The sequence below is a fragment of the Phocaeicola abscessus CCUG 55929 genome, assembly GCF_000312445.1.
In the GTDB taxonomy this organism is placed as follows: domain Bacteria; phylum Bacteroidota; class Bacteroidia; order Bacteroidales; family Bacteroidaceae; genus Phocaeicola; species Phocaeicola abscessus.
On the sequence record NZ_HE997182.1, the window covers coordinates 77407 to 93352 of the forward strand.

Here is a 15946-nt window from a genome sequence, read left to right on the forward strand (position 1 = left end):
GTTCATACCTGTTGTTTATTTTATTCGTCACGCAAAGCTTCCGTCGGTCGGATACGGCTGATCCGCCTCGCCGGGATGAAAATCCCGATAAGCACGACGGTTAACATCGCAATATAAACCGCTGCCGAAACAATCATAAAATGTTGAGGGAAGCTTTCGATCCAGCAAGGATCCGTCGCAACCCAATAATCCTTATACAGCCCCTCGCTCAAGGCGTACTGCAAGTAGATCAGACACCCTAAGATAACGGCGACGGTAGTCAATACGGCTCCTTCGCCCATGAGCATCTTCACGATCTTGGCAGGCGTCGCTCCATACGAAAGCATTACGCCGACATCTTCTTTCCGGATTTTCGTCTGCAACCAGAACGTACCGATTACTCCCAAGCACAGATTCATCAGGAAGAAAATCGTCAAGCACCGCCGCATCATGACAGAGGCATCGGTAATTCTCCTCTCCCGCTGCCTGATCAGCTCCGGATAGCTCACGATGGAACGGACATACAAGTTGCCCGAACGAAGCCTCGCCATCTCTTTCTCGCGGAAATCTTCCATGTATTGTTTCAAACTGACTCCTTCTTTTACCCGAACCAAGATTTTTATTTTGTCCGGATCCTTCCCATCTTCCTGATCGTCATAAATCTTGAAAGCGATAGGGGAGAAACGGCGGTAGCTATACATTTTAATATCCTTTACCACCCCTTTCACTTCAATGAATGTGGTAGAGTCAATACCTCCCCGACTCGTTTTCAGAAACCGCATCCGGCTCCGGTTATCGCCGAAATACATCTTCGCCATATTTTCCGTAATAATCATCTCATCTCCGCCAAGCGACATCTTGTCCAATTCGTTCGTATCGTAACCGTCGGCAGCCCGAATGCCGAAAGCCTTCAAATAATTGTGCCCCGGCATGAAAAGCATCATAGCCACACTGCCTTTTTTCGTCGTATCGACGGCCGAGACATATCCGCTGTTGATATTTCCTTCCGAACCAGGATAAGCAAAGCCTATCAACGGGGCTGCAGCCTCCACGTTCGGCAGTTTCTCCGTGAGGCTTAACAGCCGCAGAAAGTCGTCGCGTACGGTAGAATCTCCCTCCGCCGTATATTGAGAAGATCCCTTCGGGTAGAGCGACAAAAGGACCTGGCAAAGCCTGTCCGTATCATAACCCATCGGCTGATTGAAAACATAGCTCATCACGATGGTCGGATCGAAGATCACCCACGAGATGACAGTCACTAACACCAATTCGGCAAACAACCAAGCATTCCGACGTCGGCGCGCCCACAATTTTTTTAATATCAATCTAAACATCGTCCTCTCTCCCCCTTTCTATCGCTTCTCGTTTAAAGCATTCACAATCGGTTTCCGCAAGGCATGCCATGCAGGAATTGCTGCCGACAGCATATTTATCATGAAACACACCACCAATACGCAGATAAAAACCGTCGGAGAGAAAAACATTTCGCCGGTCACCGTCAGATCTACTCCTTCCGGAAACGAATTCCATTTGTCAAACAGACCGAAAATCCAATTGCGCCCCGCATACAAGACGATCCACGAAAGTACCATGCCAAGCATCCCGCCGCACAAAGTTAATACCAGGTTTTCCCCGATCACCTGACGGAACAAAGCCTTCCTGTCGGCTCCGAAAGATTTTCGAACCCCCATTTCCGGCAGGCGTTCCTCCATCCGACTCGAAATCATGCCGCTCAAATTAACAGCCGGAACGATAAGCAGCGCCAAGAAAATCAGAAAGAATCGACGGAATATTTTCCCATAGGAAGGATTGTATTCTCCGGTCACCGACAATCCTTGAACCACCTTATCGAAATGGTCGGACAAACCTCTGTAATCAACCCTCCATTCGCTTTTATGCACTTGGTTGACATGCTTGAACAATGTCTGCAGCTCTTCATCCAACGCCTTCGCCTGTCTATCCGACTCGACCATGAATACCAGACGGAAAGAGCCCAAATAATCATAGGTCCAAGTAGTTTCATAACCGTCATCCGTCGTATAAGGCAGATACACTTCGGCATAAGAATCCGTCAAGGGAGAAGCGCTTTTCACGACACCGCAAACCCGGTAATCCACATAATCGATCTTCACGCTTTTCCTGACGACCTCTCGCTCGGTATCGAACAGTTTTCGGGCAAAGGCATCGGTGACGACGACTTGACGAATCCCGCTTTCGAAATCGGCTTGCAAAAAAGGAGCTCCCTCCAAAAACTTAAACTCGTAGATCTTGAAGTAGGCCGGATCAACCATCCGGAAATTCAGCTTGAAATCTCCGGTATTATCGGTTGGTTGCACCCACTTGTCGCCCTCGACAGCATTAGCGCTGACAGCCGCCGCATTTTTCAGCGGATAGAACCATTCCTTCAACGCTAAATAAGAGACGTTCGACTGATAGGAATTTTCATCCGGCGTTATCAGTCTCATATTTGGCAGATACAAGGTCTTTCCCCGATGATATTCCGGGTAAATCGGGGCGAGCTTCACATAATGGACTACCACTATCACCAGCGTAAAACAGATAGCCAACGCCGTTCCTATCATATAGAGCATGCTGAACAGCGGATTTTGTTTCAGCAATTGAATCGCTTGCTTTACATCATATTTCCACATGTTATTTCAGTTTTAATATAGTTTTCGTTCCGTATTCTCTCATATCGCTGACGACGACTTTTTCGCCGGGACGAATCCCTCCCAACACTTCCACATACTCGAAGTTGCAGTCGCCCAACGTAACTCGACGTCTTACCAATTCATTGTCGCCGTTGAGTACAAAAAGCTGATAATCTTTCGCTCCGTCGTAATAGGGTCCGTTAGCGATGCGGATCACCTCCTCCTTTATCGCATTCATTACGTATACGTCCACTTTCGATCCGGAACGAAGAGCTACGTTGTTATTTTCCGTCAGTTGCACAGTGAATGAGATGACACCATTCCTGCTGATAGGAGTGATGCTGCTGATAATGCCTTCCATTTTCTTATTCCCGATCTTAACGATGGTTTTCCCTCCGGAACAAACGCGGTCGCTATACCCGTCGGAAATTTCCGCATCCACTCGGAAACGGCTTAAGTCGGAAACCACGGCTACTCGATGGCCTTGTCCGACCTGCGCGCCGACTTGATTATTGATAAAAGTAAGAATCCCTTTTCTCGGCGAACGGATCTGAGCATCTTCGAGAATGCGTTTCTTTTCTATCATGCTCTTGGCAGATATGTTTCGTTCCAATTCCTTCACCTGCAATTCGGCCGCTTTTACTTTCCGTTCGTTTTCCAATCGCAGAAGTAACTGTCGCAATTCCAACCTCCCCGTATTATAGGCCAATTCCGCCTGATACACTTTATCGTGAGTTCCCGATCCCAAGCTATCCAAATAACGTTCATTACGCAAATCCACCTCCAACCGATTGAGTTTCATCTGCTCCACCTCTACTTTCATGGCCAGGTCGTTCAAGTAAGTTTGATTATTTACTTTCAACTGTTCCAATTCATAGTATTTCATCCGTTCCTGATCCTGCAATTTCCGAAAATCCGTCTCGGTGCTTTGCAAATCCAATTTTAAAATCGGAGTACCGATTTCCACGCTGTCGCCGCCTCTTTTATATACTTCCAGAATACGGGTATCGATCGGGGAATTGATGATTTCTTCCATCGCCGGAACGATTTTTCCCAACGCTGTCACACTGACTTCGATGGTCCCTCTGTCGGCCGTACAAATCTTGAGATCTTCCCTCTTTACACTGCTTCGCATCAACCATGAGAAAAGGAAAATAAACAGGAATATGCCACCGCTTATCGAACCGTATTTGACAAACTTCTTGTTTCGTTCTTTTTGCCGTTCCTGGTCTGTTAGCTTTCTATCCATGATTAGCCATCTTTCCGTTATACTCTGCCTATAGAACAATACCCGTACCAATGGGTTAATCCGCTGATTATGAGCCAGGAAAATAAAAACGAAGGCGTCCGCAATCGGACGCCTTCGTTACAAACGGACAATCCGTTTTAGTACTTGCGCATCAAAACAGGGTGGATTTGCTTACTTCCTTCTCCGAAAGGTTCCGGATAGTCGCTTCGACGTCAATATTAGAAAATCGATTCTTCCGTCTCGGTGGTAAGCAGTTCCAATGCTTTCATTCCCATGACGGAATTACCTTTGGTATTCAAGCGAGGACTCCAGACAGCTACGGAATACCGCATCGGGTAAATCGCGGCAATACCACCGCCAACGCCGCTCTTGCCCGGTAAGCCGACCAGATAAGAAAACTCGCCGGCCTCATCGTAAAAGCCGCAAGTCTGCATAATCGCATTCATCCGTTTCACCTGCGAAGCCGTAAGACTGACCTTTCCGTACCGGAATGCCTGCTGATGATTGGCGAAAGCCAGGAAAGCTTTCGACAATTCCCGACAACTCATTTCCACCGAACACATCAGGAAATAAAAATGAAGCACGCGCTCTATATCGTTAGCTATGTTACGATAATACTTCAACATATTGGCTATCGCAGCATTCAGATAGCTTTGGCTGCGCTCCGAAATCGCTACTTCTTCTCGATAGGTCACGCTATCGTTTCCGCATAAGGCATGGACGAAGGAAATGAACTCCCGTTCGGGATTCCGAAGTTGAGAGAGCAGGATATCCGTCATGACGATAGCGCCGGCATTGATGAACGGATTGCGGGGAACACCTTTTTCCTCCTCCAACTGAATCAAAGAATTGAACGCCGTACCGGAAGGTTCTTTCCCCATCCGTTTCCAGAGGTTATCGCCTTCCATGCTCAGACACATCGCCAGGGCGAAAACTTTCGAAATGCTTTGAATAGAGAAACGCGTCGCAGCTTTCCCGACGGTAAACATTTCGCCCCTGATAGTATGAAGACAAATCCCAAACTGATCTGGATCCACTTTGGTGAGCGCAGGGATATAATCAGCCTGCTTCCCCTCCTTGGCAAAGGGTAAAATCTTGCTATAGACGTGTTCCAAGATTTCCTGATAGTTCATCATTTCACCACCATTTTTATGCGAAGATAATTAAAAAAAGCCGATTTGAAAGAAAGACTGTGGATAAATCTATCACCGCTGTTCCGATTATTGATGCCACTTCTTCCCGAATATGGCAGCCTTGAGCGCTATCGATAAATTTCTTCTATTCGAAGATAGATTTTTTCTGTTTGTTTCTATTCGAATTTTCCTTATTTTTGCAATGAAAGATTTTTCCTCCTTATGGAAAAGAAAGAAATTGAGTTATTAATAGTAAAACAGTAAAAGAATTATGAAAGTAGAACTGCCAAGACTCCCTTATGCAGCCAATGCATTAGAACCTGTAATCAGTGCACAAACCATCCTTTTACATCATGGTAAACACTTCCAAAATTATATCAATACGCTGGCAAGCCTCGTGAAAGGTACCGAGTTTGAAAATAAGAGCATAGAAGAAATCGTACAGACCGTTCCCGACGGTCCTATCTTCAACAATGCAGGACAAAGTTTGAATCATGCGTTCTATTTCTCCCAATTTAAATCGCCCGTTTCCAACAACGTTCCTCATGGTAAGATGGCGAAAGCGATTGACGTCGCATTCGGCAGCTTCGAGGAATTTAAAAAACAATTCTCGCAGGCTGCAGCCACGTTATTCGGCTCGGGGTGGGCATGGTTGTCTCAAGATAAGGACGGAGACCTGGTCATCACCAAGGAGAGCAACGCAGGGAATCCCTTTCGTCGGGGCAACAATCCGCTATTCGGACTCGATGTTTGGGAGCACGCTTACTATTTAGACTATCAAAATCGGCGGGCAGACCACATCGCTGCCGTTTGGGAGATCGTCGATTGGGAAATTGTAGAGAAGAGATTGAAATAATTATAAATGTAGAAAATTCCGAAAATTAAAAAGAAAGAAAAATGAAAACGTTAGATTATTTAAATTTAGACGAAAAGAAAGTGACCGACGTAGTAAAAGGATTAAACCTGTTGCTCGCCAATTTACAAGTGTATTACACTAATCTTCGCGGTTTCCATTGGAATATCAAAGGAAAAGGCTTTTTTACGCTCCATGCAAAGTTCGAAGAGCTCTACAATGACACGGCGGAGAAAATCGACGAAGTAGCAGAACGTCTTCTTCAATTGAACAGCGTCCCGGAAAATCGCTTCAGCAGATACTTGAAAGCAGCTACGATTCAAGAAACGGGAAATACGCCTTGCGGACACGAAGTGCTGTGCCAAGTTATGGACATGGTGAAAGAATTGATTCGCAACGAACGGGAAATCCTCCGCCTGGCTTCCGAAGCTCAGGATGAAGTAACCGTATCCCTGATGGCCGACTACCTGAAAGAGCAGGAAAAATTGATCTGGATGCTCGTTGCGTTCAACAGCCAAAAACCAGAAGAGGTCTAAACGGTTAAAAGCAGCTGCTATAGCTATTGCAAGTCTGAAGAGGGGTGTGCCAAAACTTTCATTTGGGTATACTCCTCATTTTTATTTTAAATCTCCATCGGTTTACAACGTATACAGTTAAATAACTCTTTACAAAGACGCAACACAATCGGTTGAATGTACGAATGAAACAAAAACAAAACAATTCCTTTGATTTCCAGTCGGTTTTTATTTTCTTTGTTCCACCATAATATAACAGCCTCATACCATGAAAGTATCCAGAAGAACATTCTTAAAAGCAGGACTGACAAGCACAGCCTTCCTTGCCACAGGCGATTTGAACCTGAGTCGAGCGACCGCATCGACTGCACCTGAAACTCCGTCTTCCAAGGGCAAGAACCCGTTCCGCCTCAGTTGCGCCGGTTACACCTTCGTCCACTTCGACATCGAAACCACATTGAAGACTTTGAAACAGATCGATATTCATTATCTATGTATCAAGGATTTCCATCTTCCGATGAACTCGACCGACGAACAAATCGCTGCCTTTCACCGGAAATGTGCTTCCTACGACGTAAAGGGGTATGGCGTCGGACCGATCTACATGAAAACGAAAGAGGAAACAGACTGCGCTTTCGAGTATGCCGAACGCGTGGGCGTAAAAATAATGGTAGGCGTCCCTACGTACGAAATCCTCCCTTACGTAAACGAAAAGATAAGGGAATATCCCCACATGTATTACGCCATCCACTTACATGGTCCCGACCTGCCGATCTTCCAGGATGCAACAGTCATCTGGGATAAGGTCAAAGACCTGAACCCGCGCATCGGCATGTGCCTTGATATAGGGCACGACCTGCGCAATGGCGCCGATCCGATAAGCGACTTAAGAAAATATCATTCCCGCATATTCGACATGCACATCAAAGATGAAAGCGAAGCTTCGAAAGCGGGGCACTGCGTAGAATTGGGACGCGGAAAAATCGATTTCCCCGCACTCGTCAAAGCGATGCGCGAAGTAAACTATACCGGCATGTGCAGCTTAGAGTACGAAAAAGATATGAAAGATCCCTTTATGGGAATCGCAGAGTCGTACGGCTATTTAAAAGCGGTTTGCGACGTAGTATAAACAGCGCTTCGCCCAGTCTTCACCCCCGACGTTCGAAAAATCACTGATCTTGGGAGGTCGCGGCAACCAAATGTTCGAGAAATCATTGTTTTTTTAACATTACGACAGATGTACCTCTCGTTGGAGACTCTTTTGCTGATTCTTCCCAGTGCAAACCTACGGTTAGTAAAAAGAATAGGATTTCATCGACAATCGATACTTAATATCGCTAATCCAACAATCCTTTCTCTGCATCGAGGTATCCGAACTGACTTTCATCGTCCGCAACCAAGATAAGCCGATGGTTATCTTGATCATGACGGAAGGATGTAATTCGATCACCCCCAGCGTCTTCAGATAGTCTCCGTCCAGGCCGAATACGAGTAGTTTACCGAGAAGATCTGAAATTTTACGAAAAATAAAAAAGATCATCGCTTCAAATAATTACTTTTGGGAAAATAAATCATATGCCCCAATGACATTACAACAAATAGAATACATGCTGGCCGTTTACCGATACAAGCATTTCGCCAAAGCGGCTGAGTTCTGCCACGTCACTCAGCCTACACTCAGCGCCATGATTCAAAAATTGGAGGAAGAACTCGGCATTCGGATTTTCGACCGTAAGCAACAACCCGTCGGCCCGACGCCTATTGGGAAACAAATTCTCGCACAGGGACGGGAAGTGCTACTGAGTGTACGGAAGTTGAAAGAAATAGTGGAAGAAGCCAAACATTCGCTCCTGGGAACGTTCCGCATCGGCATCCTGCCCACCATCGCCCCTTACCTGATCCCGCGTTTCTTCCCGCAACTCATGAAAAAATATCCGGACATGGACGTCAGAATCACGGAGATGCAAACAGAAGACATCAAAAAGGCTCTCAGACACGGCGATATCGATGTCGGAATCCTCGCCTTGTTAGACGACATGGACGAATTCGATGACACTCATCTATTCTATGAACAATTCTTCGCCTACGTATCTCGGGAAGATGCCCTGTACCGCCACCAGGTAATCCGTACGGCCGATCTGAAAGGAGAGTATCTGTGGCTGCTGGACGAAGGACATTGTTTCAGCGATCAACTGGTGAAGTTCTGCCAGCTGAAAGGCGCCAGCCAAAGCAAGAAAGCCTATTCGCTGGGAAGCATCGAAACATTTATGCGCATGGTGGAAAGCGGAAAGGGAGTGACCTTCATCCCGGAACTGTCTATTCTGCAACTGAACGAAAACCAGAAAGAAATGGTGCGCCCCTTTGCAATCCCCATCCCGACGCGTGACATCGTCATGCTGACAGCAAAAGATTTCATTCGGAAAACCCTCCGAGAAATGTTGGTGAAAGAAATACAAAAAGCTGTACCCAAGGATATGCTAGATTTAAAACAAACCCAACAGCGAATCTGATCCTCGGATGCAGCATTCGGGAAACCATGCATCGAGCAGACCGATTATCAAACCTCTCCGGCGGGGTCGAAAATACGATTGCTTAGGTTGTGAGAGTTATCCGGAGGCTCGAAGCGCTATTGCTCAATCAATTCTTCGAGCTTTTTTATCAATTTCTCTAAGGGAATGCCCGAACGTTCGCTCATCATGCTCACGGTAGCCTTCGCCACCAGGAGTTTGCCTAACGGCGTATGGAGCATCCGGAAGCCAGGGCTTATTTCCGGGAGGCGCTTTTTCAAATCCGGATATCGCTTGAGTAAATCTTTCAGGCGCGTATCCGGCGTAATCTCGGAAATCGGCATCGGTTCTTCTTCGGTTTCGTCCGCCGATTTTTCGGTGGCAAGTTTTTCCGGCTGCAGTTCACTCCCCGCCCATGTCAACAATGTCTGCGAGCCCTGAAGCGAACGGATATGTGTACAATCCTGCATCATCTCGAGCACGCCTCGGAAGTTTCCTTCCTTGTCTCTCACAGCGACATATACGATATAAACAAACCAATCGGGTTTATTGATCCAGAATTCCGCTCTGTCCTGCTCGCCATTCCGCAGTTTGTCAATGACTTCTCTGACTACGTGAGCGCTCTTTCGTGGATGACAATTCATCACCTCGCGTCCGATCACATTCTTGCTGCGCGGGAAAATACGATGGTCGGTATCCGAATAGAAACAAACCAACTCGTTCTCGTCCACAAACGAAATATCGATGGGCAAATGTTTGTAAATAAGATTGATCTGGTCTAATGTAAGTCGCCCCGTAGTCACATCGAGCTGGCCGTTCGTTCCGCCTGAGCTATAACCGTACTTGGAAAGCAGCGCGTGCAAGTCGTTAGCGAAATCGTCTTCTTTTTTCTGCGAGGCGGAAGTCGGCCCTCGGGGCTCGGCTTTCACTTCGATAAAAGCGAAGCCGATCTCCTGGTCGCCGGATTTCATCTCTTCGAATTCTTCAGGTGTAATCAATGCCAACGAAGTAGGATAGAGGATCAATTCTTCCTTCTCCATCAGGTCGCGGGCATGATCGATCAGCAGAGACTGTTTTCGGATAAATTCTTCCTCCTCATCTTCGTTGAGCAATCGTTGCGATTCACGGATCTCATCGCGTACGATATCGTCGAAAGTCCACATCGTCGTGGTCGGCCGCGAGAATCCCTTGCGTTCGAGGACTGGATAGAGCTGGTTTTGTTTACGCTTATAGTGTATCGGATAGCGCCCTATCTGGTCATAAAGTGCCAACCATTGGTTCTTAATCATCGGGTACTGGATCAGGTCTTCGACCGCCAGCAACAGCTTACGCAACTCGTCGTTCTCCTTATAATAATGCATGATAGAGTGGCTGTCCGGCAATTCGGGGCGCGAATGGTCCATAAATCCTTCAAGCAGTTGCATGGTCTTGCGCATATCTACCCGCACACACTCTTCATCGTCGGCCTCCATCATCGTCTGTTCGATATACGCGATATGGTAAGGATGGATCTTACCCACTCGATCCGCCATCAACCGACGAGCCTCTTCGAGCGTGACCTCCCCCGCCTCAAACTTCTCTTCTATGTCGAGAAGCATCTGCATTTTCTCTATTTCTATCTTCGGCAAATAGTCCTTCATTTTATTTTCCATCTCTTCATCTCCTCCTGATTACTCATGTTGCGAAGATAGAAAATAGATCCCGATTCCAAAATAACAAACGTGACTTTGGCATGTTAAAAGGCTTTAAAATTAATCGCTGTATCTCGGGAAATCGAAAAAACTAAAACTTCAATACATCCGAAAAATTATTTTTCGTACCTTCGCTCAGAAATGTCGCATTTAATATGCATACGTTATGCAAGAACGTCATAAAAAACGAAATATTTATTTCAAAGAACTTTCCATAACAAGCAGAAAGTATTTTGTTCCATATATACAACATTGGCACACGATAGAAGCAGGAATGAATGTATTGGAAATTGGTTGTGGCGACGGTGGGAATTTACTTCCTTTTTCCGAAATGGGATGCAATACCGTCGGAGTTGACATTGCAGAAAGCCGAATCAAAGATGCAAAAACATTCTTTGAAAGCAATCAGGCAAAAGGAATATTTATAGCACAAGATATTTTCAAATTAAAAGAATTAGAACAAAGTTTCGATATAATCATCTGTCATGACGTCTTTGAGCATATTGCTGACAAAAAACAATTTTTATCTGAACTGAGTAAGTATCTGAAACCTCACGGCATTGTCTTTATGTCATTCCCTGCATGGCAGATGCCATTTGGAGGACATCAACAAATTTGCAAAAGCAAACTATTATCCCATCTGCCTTTTGTCCATTTATTCCCCGCAGTTATATACCAACTGCTGTTAAAATCTTTCGGAGAAAACAATGCTTGCATTAAGGAATTACTTTCCATTAAGCAAACAAGAGTATCAATAGAGTCGTTTGAGAATTTAATTAAAAAGACAACTCTAAATATACAGGATAGGCAATTATGGCTCATCAATCCCCATTATAAAATAAAATTCGGATTATCTCCACGCAAACTAAGCAGAAGTATTAGCTACATTCCATTTTTAAGAGATTTCTTCAGTACAAGCTGTTTCTATATTCTGAAACATAAGTGATGCAATATTTTTAATTTAAGCTCAATATATCCCTTTATCAATAGGGGGTTCAGGGTGGCCTTCGATTCTTTGATTTGAAAATGACAGAATGAATTAGTCAAGACTTGTTCTGACTATTACAGATAAAAGCTACATTTTCCCATTTTGTATTATATATATTTTCTTGAAATAATCTCCACAGCTAAGCCACAGCCACATACGGCGTTTATGCATTTCCGGATTTTCCAATAACGATAAAGACAACTCGTTTTTTGTAAATTTTGCTTCTATCCACTTGTATTGGATGTCATTCTCATGGACACAATTTACAGAATCGCCATCATCCATATCATGGATACTGTTTATTATAAAAGGCTTTCCTTGAACAACAATAATGTCTGTCTGTTCACTATAATCATATTCAAAAGTATCTTTAGGCAAAAAGAATTGCGGTTCCCATTTTCCAACTACTCTATCATTGGAATTCTGGTCGTCACAAGAAGCAATTCCCCAAAGCGTACAGAAGGAATACATAAAAATAAGAATCCGTCTCATAATGTTAATTTATATTGTAAACCATCCTGAAATCTTCTGTAAAAACAAAACTGGCATTAGTTCCATCCCCTCCCCACGCAGCACCTGAGGTTGTATCAAATTCAAAAAATCCCATTGAATTCGCATATCTGTAATATCCATCCGCATTTCCATCCCATCCCCAATTACAGTGCAGATAATAATCATATTGATAATCATAACCATTGGGACGTGGTGTCTTTGTTTCGGTCTCCCTATAGCCATCAACAACCCAAGCATGTCTGCCTGTATCAGTAGTGGCACAAATAACAGCAGGCTCACGACCATTCAATATTCCCCATTTAATAGTATGAATATCTAGATACGAGTAAGCTGCATCATACCCCATCGATGAGAAACAAGGAACAATATTGCTTTCATAAGTACTGCCATTTTTAGTTCCCATTTTCTGTGCTATTTCATAAAAAAATCGTGAAACTTGCTTACCTGCTTCTGAATTGTTTTTAAAATCTGAATACATTTTTATATTCTGCATCAAATTCCAATCAAACTGATAACCATTGAAGCTCTGTGGTTTCTTATGATAGTAACACACTTGAGCCACAGGCACACAACCTGCTGGTCCACCATCTGTATACATTGCACAGAAATGCACCCCTTGCCCCCATTTAGATTGAATTAACGGAGGCATATATTCCAAAACATTAATAATTGTTCCAGATTGAGTTGTTTGGACACCTTTATTTAAGATATCATCGCCTACAAAATTAGCATAAGCATTTATCAAATTTGCTAATATAGGATTAGCAATAGTGTCCGAAATATTCATTTGGCTATTATCTGAAACGGCAAAGATCTGATCAGTGTAATTCTGTGCTCCCACGATAGCAAATCCATCATTATAATTAATCAAATATAACAATGTATCGGCATTTGATGCTCTTGTTACAGCTCTTTTGGATAAGATTGGATAAATCTCTTTTACGAAGCAATCCTTATTATTATTCCTTGTGGTTTGGCACATTCCCTGCAATGCTTTTGTTGCAGTGCTAATCGCTTTGTCCAGATTTGATTCAATATGAGATATTGGTTCCTTGGATAGTACCTCATCAATACTCCCATTATTACATCCGCTCAATGTCAACAATGTCAGCATTACATAAAATAATTCTTTAAATAGCTCTTTCATTTTTATTTGATTTCTTGTTAATGTAAAATTAGCTATTTTAAGTTATTAGACCAATACCTAAATGTAGGTATTCAAAATGCACAAATACCTAAAAACAATGAAGGAAAGAGTATGGTCATGTTCTTTGCGACAACACTTTCGTAATATCTGTGAGAATATCGCAGTTGCAGTACCATCGTTATCACTGTCGCTCCGATATCATCATAATACCTATACATACTTCGTCATAATACTAATACCAATTGAATGCGTATGTACAAAAATAACACTTCAAAACCATATCAAACAGAATAGGAGGGGAATATCATGATAATAATATCACTGAACAGCGTTATCATCAAACAGTGAAGCTATTTTTACTCTATTTTGGAATAAAAATCAAATCAATCCCCTAAAGGTCAGTTACTAAAAAATCATAGATGGAGAACAACAATATAATCTTTGTCAATGCCAAGAACAAATATTCAATTCATAAAAGGAAATAGTAAAAATGTAGGACATAAACTATCATCAGAAAAAGTAAACCTGATCCTGCCCAAAGATTCAAATTATAGGAGCAAAACAAAGGGGCTTAACATCTATCGTTCGTCCCTTTTTCTGATGATTTATGATATTCCTTCTATCTCTTCCGGTGTCAATCCTGTAGCCTGGAAAATGATATCGACAGCAACGCCAAGTTTCTTCAAGTTACGGACATTTTCTCTTTTTTCTTCAATACGACCTTTTTCTCAGCCGTTAATATCACACTATACCAGTCACGGAAATTCTTAAGACTGTCCCAATACTCGCTCAATTCAGTCTTGCTAAATTTTACCTTCTCAGCTGCTTCAAAGAAGCAGTCAAACACTCTATTTTGTAAGACTCCGGGACGCTCAAGAAGGGAAGAGAGATTACGAAGGACAAACAACCACTTGTCGAACATGGTTTCCAACTCATCTTCAGTCTTATTGAATTTGGGCATCTCCAGATAAACGAAGGTCAGCTTATCGTAAAAAACTCTCTTGGTATGGAGATCGACAAGTTTCACCTCATGATGGAAATACTCGGTATCAGACATTTTTTTAAAATAACGGATGGACAGAACCCATTCTGTTTACTGCTTGTCGCCACAATAATCAATGATTAAAGATATTCAAACGAGATAACAGCCACCAAAGACCATTTTTCTGTATTACAATAATCAATGATTAAAGATATTCAAACCCATTTAACGAGATGAAGAATAAGTTTACACGGGAACAATTTGGGAACATTTGCAAAATAAGAAAAAGCTAAGTATTGAATAATCAAACACTTAGCTTTTTACTTGGTACCCAGACCCGGGGTCGAACCGGGATGGAAGTGAATCCACTGGTGTTTGAGACCAGCGCGTCTACCGATTCCGCCATCTGGGCATCTCCATTTGATCGTGGATGCAAAGGTACGCTATTTTTCCTTATCTGCAAACTTTATCTTCTTTTTTCCGCTAAAAGATATTTAACATATCTTTTAGATGCAGAAAGATAAGATTATTCGAAAAATAAGACTTATATTTACGAAAACTTTAAACCAAGTTTCACAATGGCCTATAATAACAATTATTGTATCATATTGGGAGGCGGAATTGGACGAAGACTGTGGCCCGTCAGCCGTGAAAATATGCCTAAACAGTTTCTCGATTTCTTTGGGACAGGACGTACCCTCATACAGCAAACATTCGATCGCTATAAAAAAATTGTCCCGCCGGAACATATCATCGTTTCTACTCACGTCATGTATAAAGAGTTGGTCCGCGAACAGTTGCCGGAGTTGGAGGACAGCCAGATTATTCTCGAGCCGATGCGCAGAAATACGGCTCCAAGTATTACCTGGGCTTGCTTTATGATTAAGAAAAAAAATCCGAATGCCAATATTATCGTAGCTCCCTCGGACCACCTTATTTTAAAGGAGGACGAATTCCGAAAAGCGATAATCAATGGATTGGAGTTCGTTGACCGACGTCCCTACTTGCTTACCTTAGGCATTAAACCGAAAGGCCCCGTAACCGATTACGGATATATCCAGTTGACAGACGAAAAGGAAGACGGATTCATTAAAGTAAAGACATTTGTAGAGAAACCTCAATTGGAATTTGCCAAGATGTTTGTAGAAAGCGGAGAATTCTATTGGAACTCAGGTATTTTCTTATGGAACGTGGATACGATCATCAAAGCCCTGCAGAAACAAATGCCCGGCCTCTGTACGAAATTAGCTTATGGGATCGAAGAATTTGCTTCCTGCCCTAATATTTCTATCGACTACGCCGTCATGGAAAAAGCCGATAACGTATTCGTTCAGTTATGCGATTTCGGGTGGTCCGATTTAGGCACATGGGAATTGTTGTACAATCAATACCACAAAGACAAAGACCAAAACGTGACCTTACAGGGAGAAACCATGCTGTACGACTGTCGGAATAACATCGTCTCCGTTCCGGAAGAGAGCTTGGCGATTGTGCAAGGACTCGACGGCTATCTGATTGCAGCCAAAGATAAAGTATTGTTAATTTGCAAGAAAGACGACGACGCGTCTATCCGCAAGTTTCTCAACGATGTGCAAATAAAATCGGGTGAGAAATTCATATAGAGGATGTACAACACCTCAAAAGGGCTCCTGTCTGCCGGGCCGCCGGAAAGTGAGAAATTCATATAGAGGATGTACAACAAAAGGGGGGGCCAAACTCTCATTTCGACACACCCTCC

The 15946-nt window shown here is 43.4% G+C and carries 14 protein-coding genes, 1 tRNA gene and 1 pseudogene; 6 read left to right on the forward strand and 10 right to left on the reverse strand.

Features of this window, described 5'->3' with window-relative positions; genetic code table 11:
* Positions 1 to 20: 20 nt before the first annotated feature.
* The 4 genes from BN102_RS00425 to BN102_RS00440 all read right to left on the reverse strand — a co-directional run bounded on the left by BN102_RS00425 (position 21) and on the right by BN102_RS00440 (position 5012).
* Positions 21 to 1313, reverse strand: a complete 1293-nt coding sequence (locus tag BN102_RS00425; protein ID WP_019207069.1) for an ABC transporter permease — start codon at positions 1311 to 1313, stop codon at positions 21 to 23.
* A gap of 18 nt (positions 1314 to 1331) precedes the next feature.
* On the reverse strand, positions 1332 to 2630 hold the full coding sequence (locus BN102_RS00430; RefSeq protein ID WP_019207070.1) for an ABC transporter permease: 1299 nt from the start codon (positions 2628 to 2630) through the stop codon (positions 1332 to 1334).
* A gap of 1 nt (position 2631) precedes the next feature.
* The gene (locus BN102_RS00435; protein ID WP_036786872.1) at positions 2632 to 3879 is read right to left on the reverse strand and encodes an efflux RND transporter periplasmic adaptor subunit; all 1248 of its coding nucleotides are present in this window, start codon (positions 3877 to 3879) and stop codon (positions 2632 to 2634) included.
* Positions 3880 to 4097: 218 nt separating this feature from the next.
* The gene (locus BN102_RS00440; RefSeq protein WP_036787011.1) at positions 4098 to 5012 is read right to left on the reverse strand and encodes a glutaminase; all 915 of its coding nucleotides are present in this window, start codon (positions 5010 to 5012) and stop codon (positions 4098 to 4100) included.
* Between the two features lie 271 nt (positions 5013 to 5283).
* Between BN102_RS00440 and BN102_RS00445 the strand changes: the two genes are divergently transcribed.
* From BN102_RS00445 to BN102_RS00455, 3 genes are all read left to right on the forward strand, one after another.
* The gene (locus tag BN102_RS00445) at positions 5284 to 5868 is read left to right on the forward strand and encodes a superoxide dismutase (RefSeq protein ID WP_019207073.1); all 585 of its coding nucleotides are present in this window, start codon (positions 5284 to 5286) and stop codon (positions 5866 to 5868) included.
* Between the two features lie 41 nt (positions 5869 to 5909).
* Positions 5910 to 6401: a Dps family protein gene (locus tag BN102_RS00450; RefSeq protein ID WP_019207074.1), complete on the forward strand. Its 492-nt coding sequence runs from the start codon at positions 5910 to 5912 to the stop codon at positions 6399 to 6401.
* Positions 6402 to 6648: 247 nt separating this feature from the next.
* Entirely contained in the window at positions 6649 to 7509 is an 861-nt protein-coding gene (locus BN102_RS00455) for a sugar phosphate isomerase/epimerase family protein (protein WP_019207075.1), read from the forward strand.
* Between the two features lie 162 nt (positions 7510 to 7671).
* Here the strand turns inward: BN102_RS00455 and BN102_RS00460 are convergent, their stop codons facing one another.
* Positions 7672 to 7920, reverse strand: coding sequence for a hypothetical protein (locus BN102_RS00460; protein ID WP_019207076.1), 249 nt, complete (start codon positions 7918 to 7920; stop codon positions 7672 to 7674).
* Positions 7921 to 7963: 43 nt separating this feature from the next.
* Here BN102_RS00460 and BN102_RS00465 point away from each other — a divergent pair, with 43 nt between their 5' ends.
* Positions 7964 to 8890 carry a hydrogen peroxide-inducible genes activator gene (locus tag BN102_RS00465; RefSeq protein ID WP_019207077.1) on the forward strand — a complete coding sequence of 309 codons (927 nt, stop codon included), beginning with the start codon at positions 7964 to 7966 and terminating at the stop codon, positions 8888 to 8890.
* 116 nt (positions 8891 to 9006) lie between these two features.
* Here BN102_RS00465 and BN102_RS00470 read toward each other — a convergent pair whose 3' ends face one another.
* Positions 9007 to 10539: a PAS domain-containing protein gene (locus BN102_RS00470; protein WP_019207078.1), complete on the reverse strand. Its 1533-nt coding sequence runs from the start codon at positions 10537 to 10539 to the stop codon at positions 9007 to 9009.
* A 205-nt stretch (positions 10540 to 10744) separates the two neighbouring features.
* On the opposite strand from BN102_RS00470, the gene BN102_RS00475 reads away from it, so the two are divergent.
* On the forward strand, positions 10745 to 11524 hold the full coding sequence (locus BN102_RS00475) for a class I SAM-dependent methyltransferase (RefSeq protein WP_019207080.1): 780 nt from the start codon (positions 10745 to 10747) through the stop codon (positions 11522 to 11524).
* Positions 11525 to 11653: 129 nt separating this feature from the next.
* Here the strand turns inward: BN102_RS00475 and BN102_RS00480 are convergent, their stop codons facing one another.
* The 4 genes and pseudogenes from BN102_RS00480 to BN102_RS00495 all read right to left on the reverse strand — a co-directional run bounded on the left by BN102_RS00480 (position 11654) and on the right by BN102_RS00495 (position 14620).
* Positions 11654 to 12058, reverse strand: coding sequence for a hypothetical protein (locus tag BN102_RS00480; protein WP_019207081.1), 405 nt, complete (start codon positions 12056 to 12058; stop codon positions 11654 to 11656).
* A gap of 4 nt (positions 12059 to 12062) precedes the next feature.
* Complete coding sequence (locus BN102_RS00485; protein ID WP_019207082.1) at positions 12063 to 13226, reverse strand: C10 family peptidase; 1164 nt, start codon at positions 13224 to 13226, stop codon at positions 12063 to 12065.
* A gap of 605 nt (positions 13227 to 13831) precedes the next feature.
* A pseudogene (locus BN102_RS00490) lies at positions 13832 to 14280 on the reverse strand (PD-(D/E)XK nuclease family transposase); the annotation flags it as partial.
* A 253-nt stretch (positions 14281 to 14533) separates the two neighbouring features.
* Positions 14534 to 14620 (reverse strand) — tRNA-Leu (locus BN102_RS00495).
* A 166-nt stretch (positions 14621 to 14786) separates the two neighbouring features.
* On the opposite strand from BN102_RS00495, the gene BN102_RS00500 reads away from it, so the two are divergent.
* Positions 14787 to 15830, forward strand: a complete 1044-nt coding sequence (locus tag BN102_RS00500; protein ID WP_019207084.1) for a mannose-1-phosphate guanylyltransferase — start codon at positions 14787 to 14789, stop codon at positions 15828 to 15830.
* The last annotated feature ends 116 nt before the right edge of the window (positions 15831 to 15946 follow it).

Excerpts from the sequence above, each read along its gene's own strand:
- BN102_RS00435 (WP_036786872.1), bottom strand. The coding sequence starts at position 3,879 with ATGGATAGAAAGCTAACAGACCAGGAACGGCAAAAAGAACGAAACAAG.
- BN102_RS00450 (WP_019207074.1), top strand. The coding sequence starts at position 5,910 with ATGAAAACGTTAGATTATTTAAATTTAGACGAAAAGAAAGTGACCGAC.
- BN102_RS00425 (WP_019207069.1), bottom strand. The coding sequence starts at position 1,313 with ATGTTTAGATTGATATTAAAAAAATTGTGGGCGCGCCGACGTCGGAAT.
- BN102_RS00480 (WP_019207081.1), bottom strand. The coding sequence starts at position 12,058 with ATGAGACGGATTCTTATTTTTATGTATTCCTTCTGTACGCTTTGGGGA.
- BN102_RS00455 (WP_019207075.1), top strand. The coding sequence starts at position 6,649 with ATGAAAGTATCCAGAAGAACATTCTTAAAAGCAGGACTGACAAGCACA.
- BN102_RS00465 (WP_019207077.1), top strand. The coding sequence starts at position 7,964 with ATGACATTACAACAAATAGAATACATGCTGGCCGTTTACCGATACAAG.
- BN102_RS00470 (WP_019207078.1), bottom strand. The coding sequence starts at position 10,539 with ATGGAAAATAAAATGAAGGACTATTTGCCGAAGATAGAAATAGAGAAA.
- BN102_RS00500 (WP_019207084.1), top strand. The coding sequence starts at position 14,787 with ATGGCCTATAATAACAATTATTGTATCATATTGGGAGGCGGAATTGGA.
- BN102_RS00460 (WP_019207076.1), bottom strand. The coding sequence starts at position 7,920 with ATGATCTTTTTTATTTTTCGTAAAATTTCAGATCTTCTCGGTAAACTA.
- BN102_RS00475 (WP_019207080.1), top strand. The coding sequence starts at position 10,745 with ATGCAAGAACGTCATAAAAAACGAAATATTTATTTCAAAGAACTTTCC.
- BN102_RS00430 (WP_019207070.1), bottom strand. The coding sequence starts at position 2,630 with ATGTGGAAATATGATGTAAAGCAAGCGATTCAATTGCTGAAACAAAAT.
- BN102_RS00440 (WP_036787011.1), bottom strand. The coding sequence starts at position 5,012 with ATGAACTATCAGGAAATCTTGGAACACGTCTATAGCAAGATTTTACCC.
- BN102_RS00445 (WP_019207073.1), top strand. The coding sequence starts at position 5,284 with ATGAAAGTAGAACTGCCAAGACTCCCTTATGCAGCCAATGCATTAGAA.
- BN102_RS00485 (WP_019207082.1), bottom strand. The coding sequence starts at position 13,226 with ATGAAAGAGCTATTTAAAGAATTATTTTATGTAATGCTGACATTGTTG.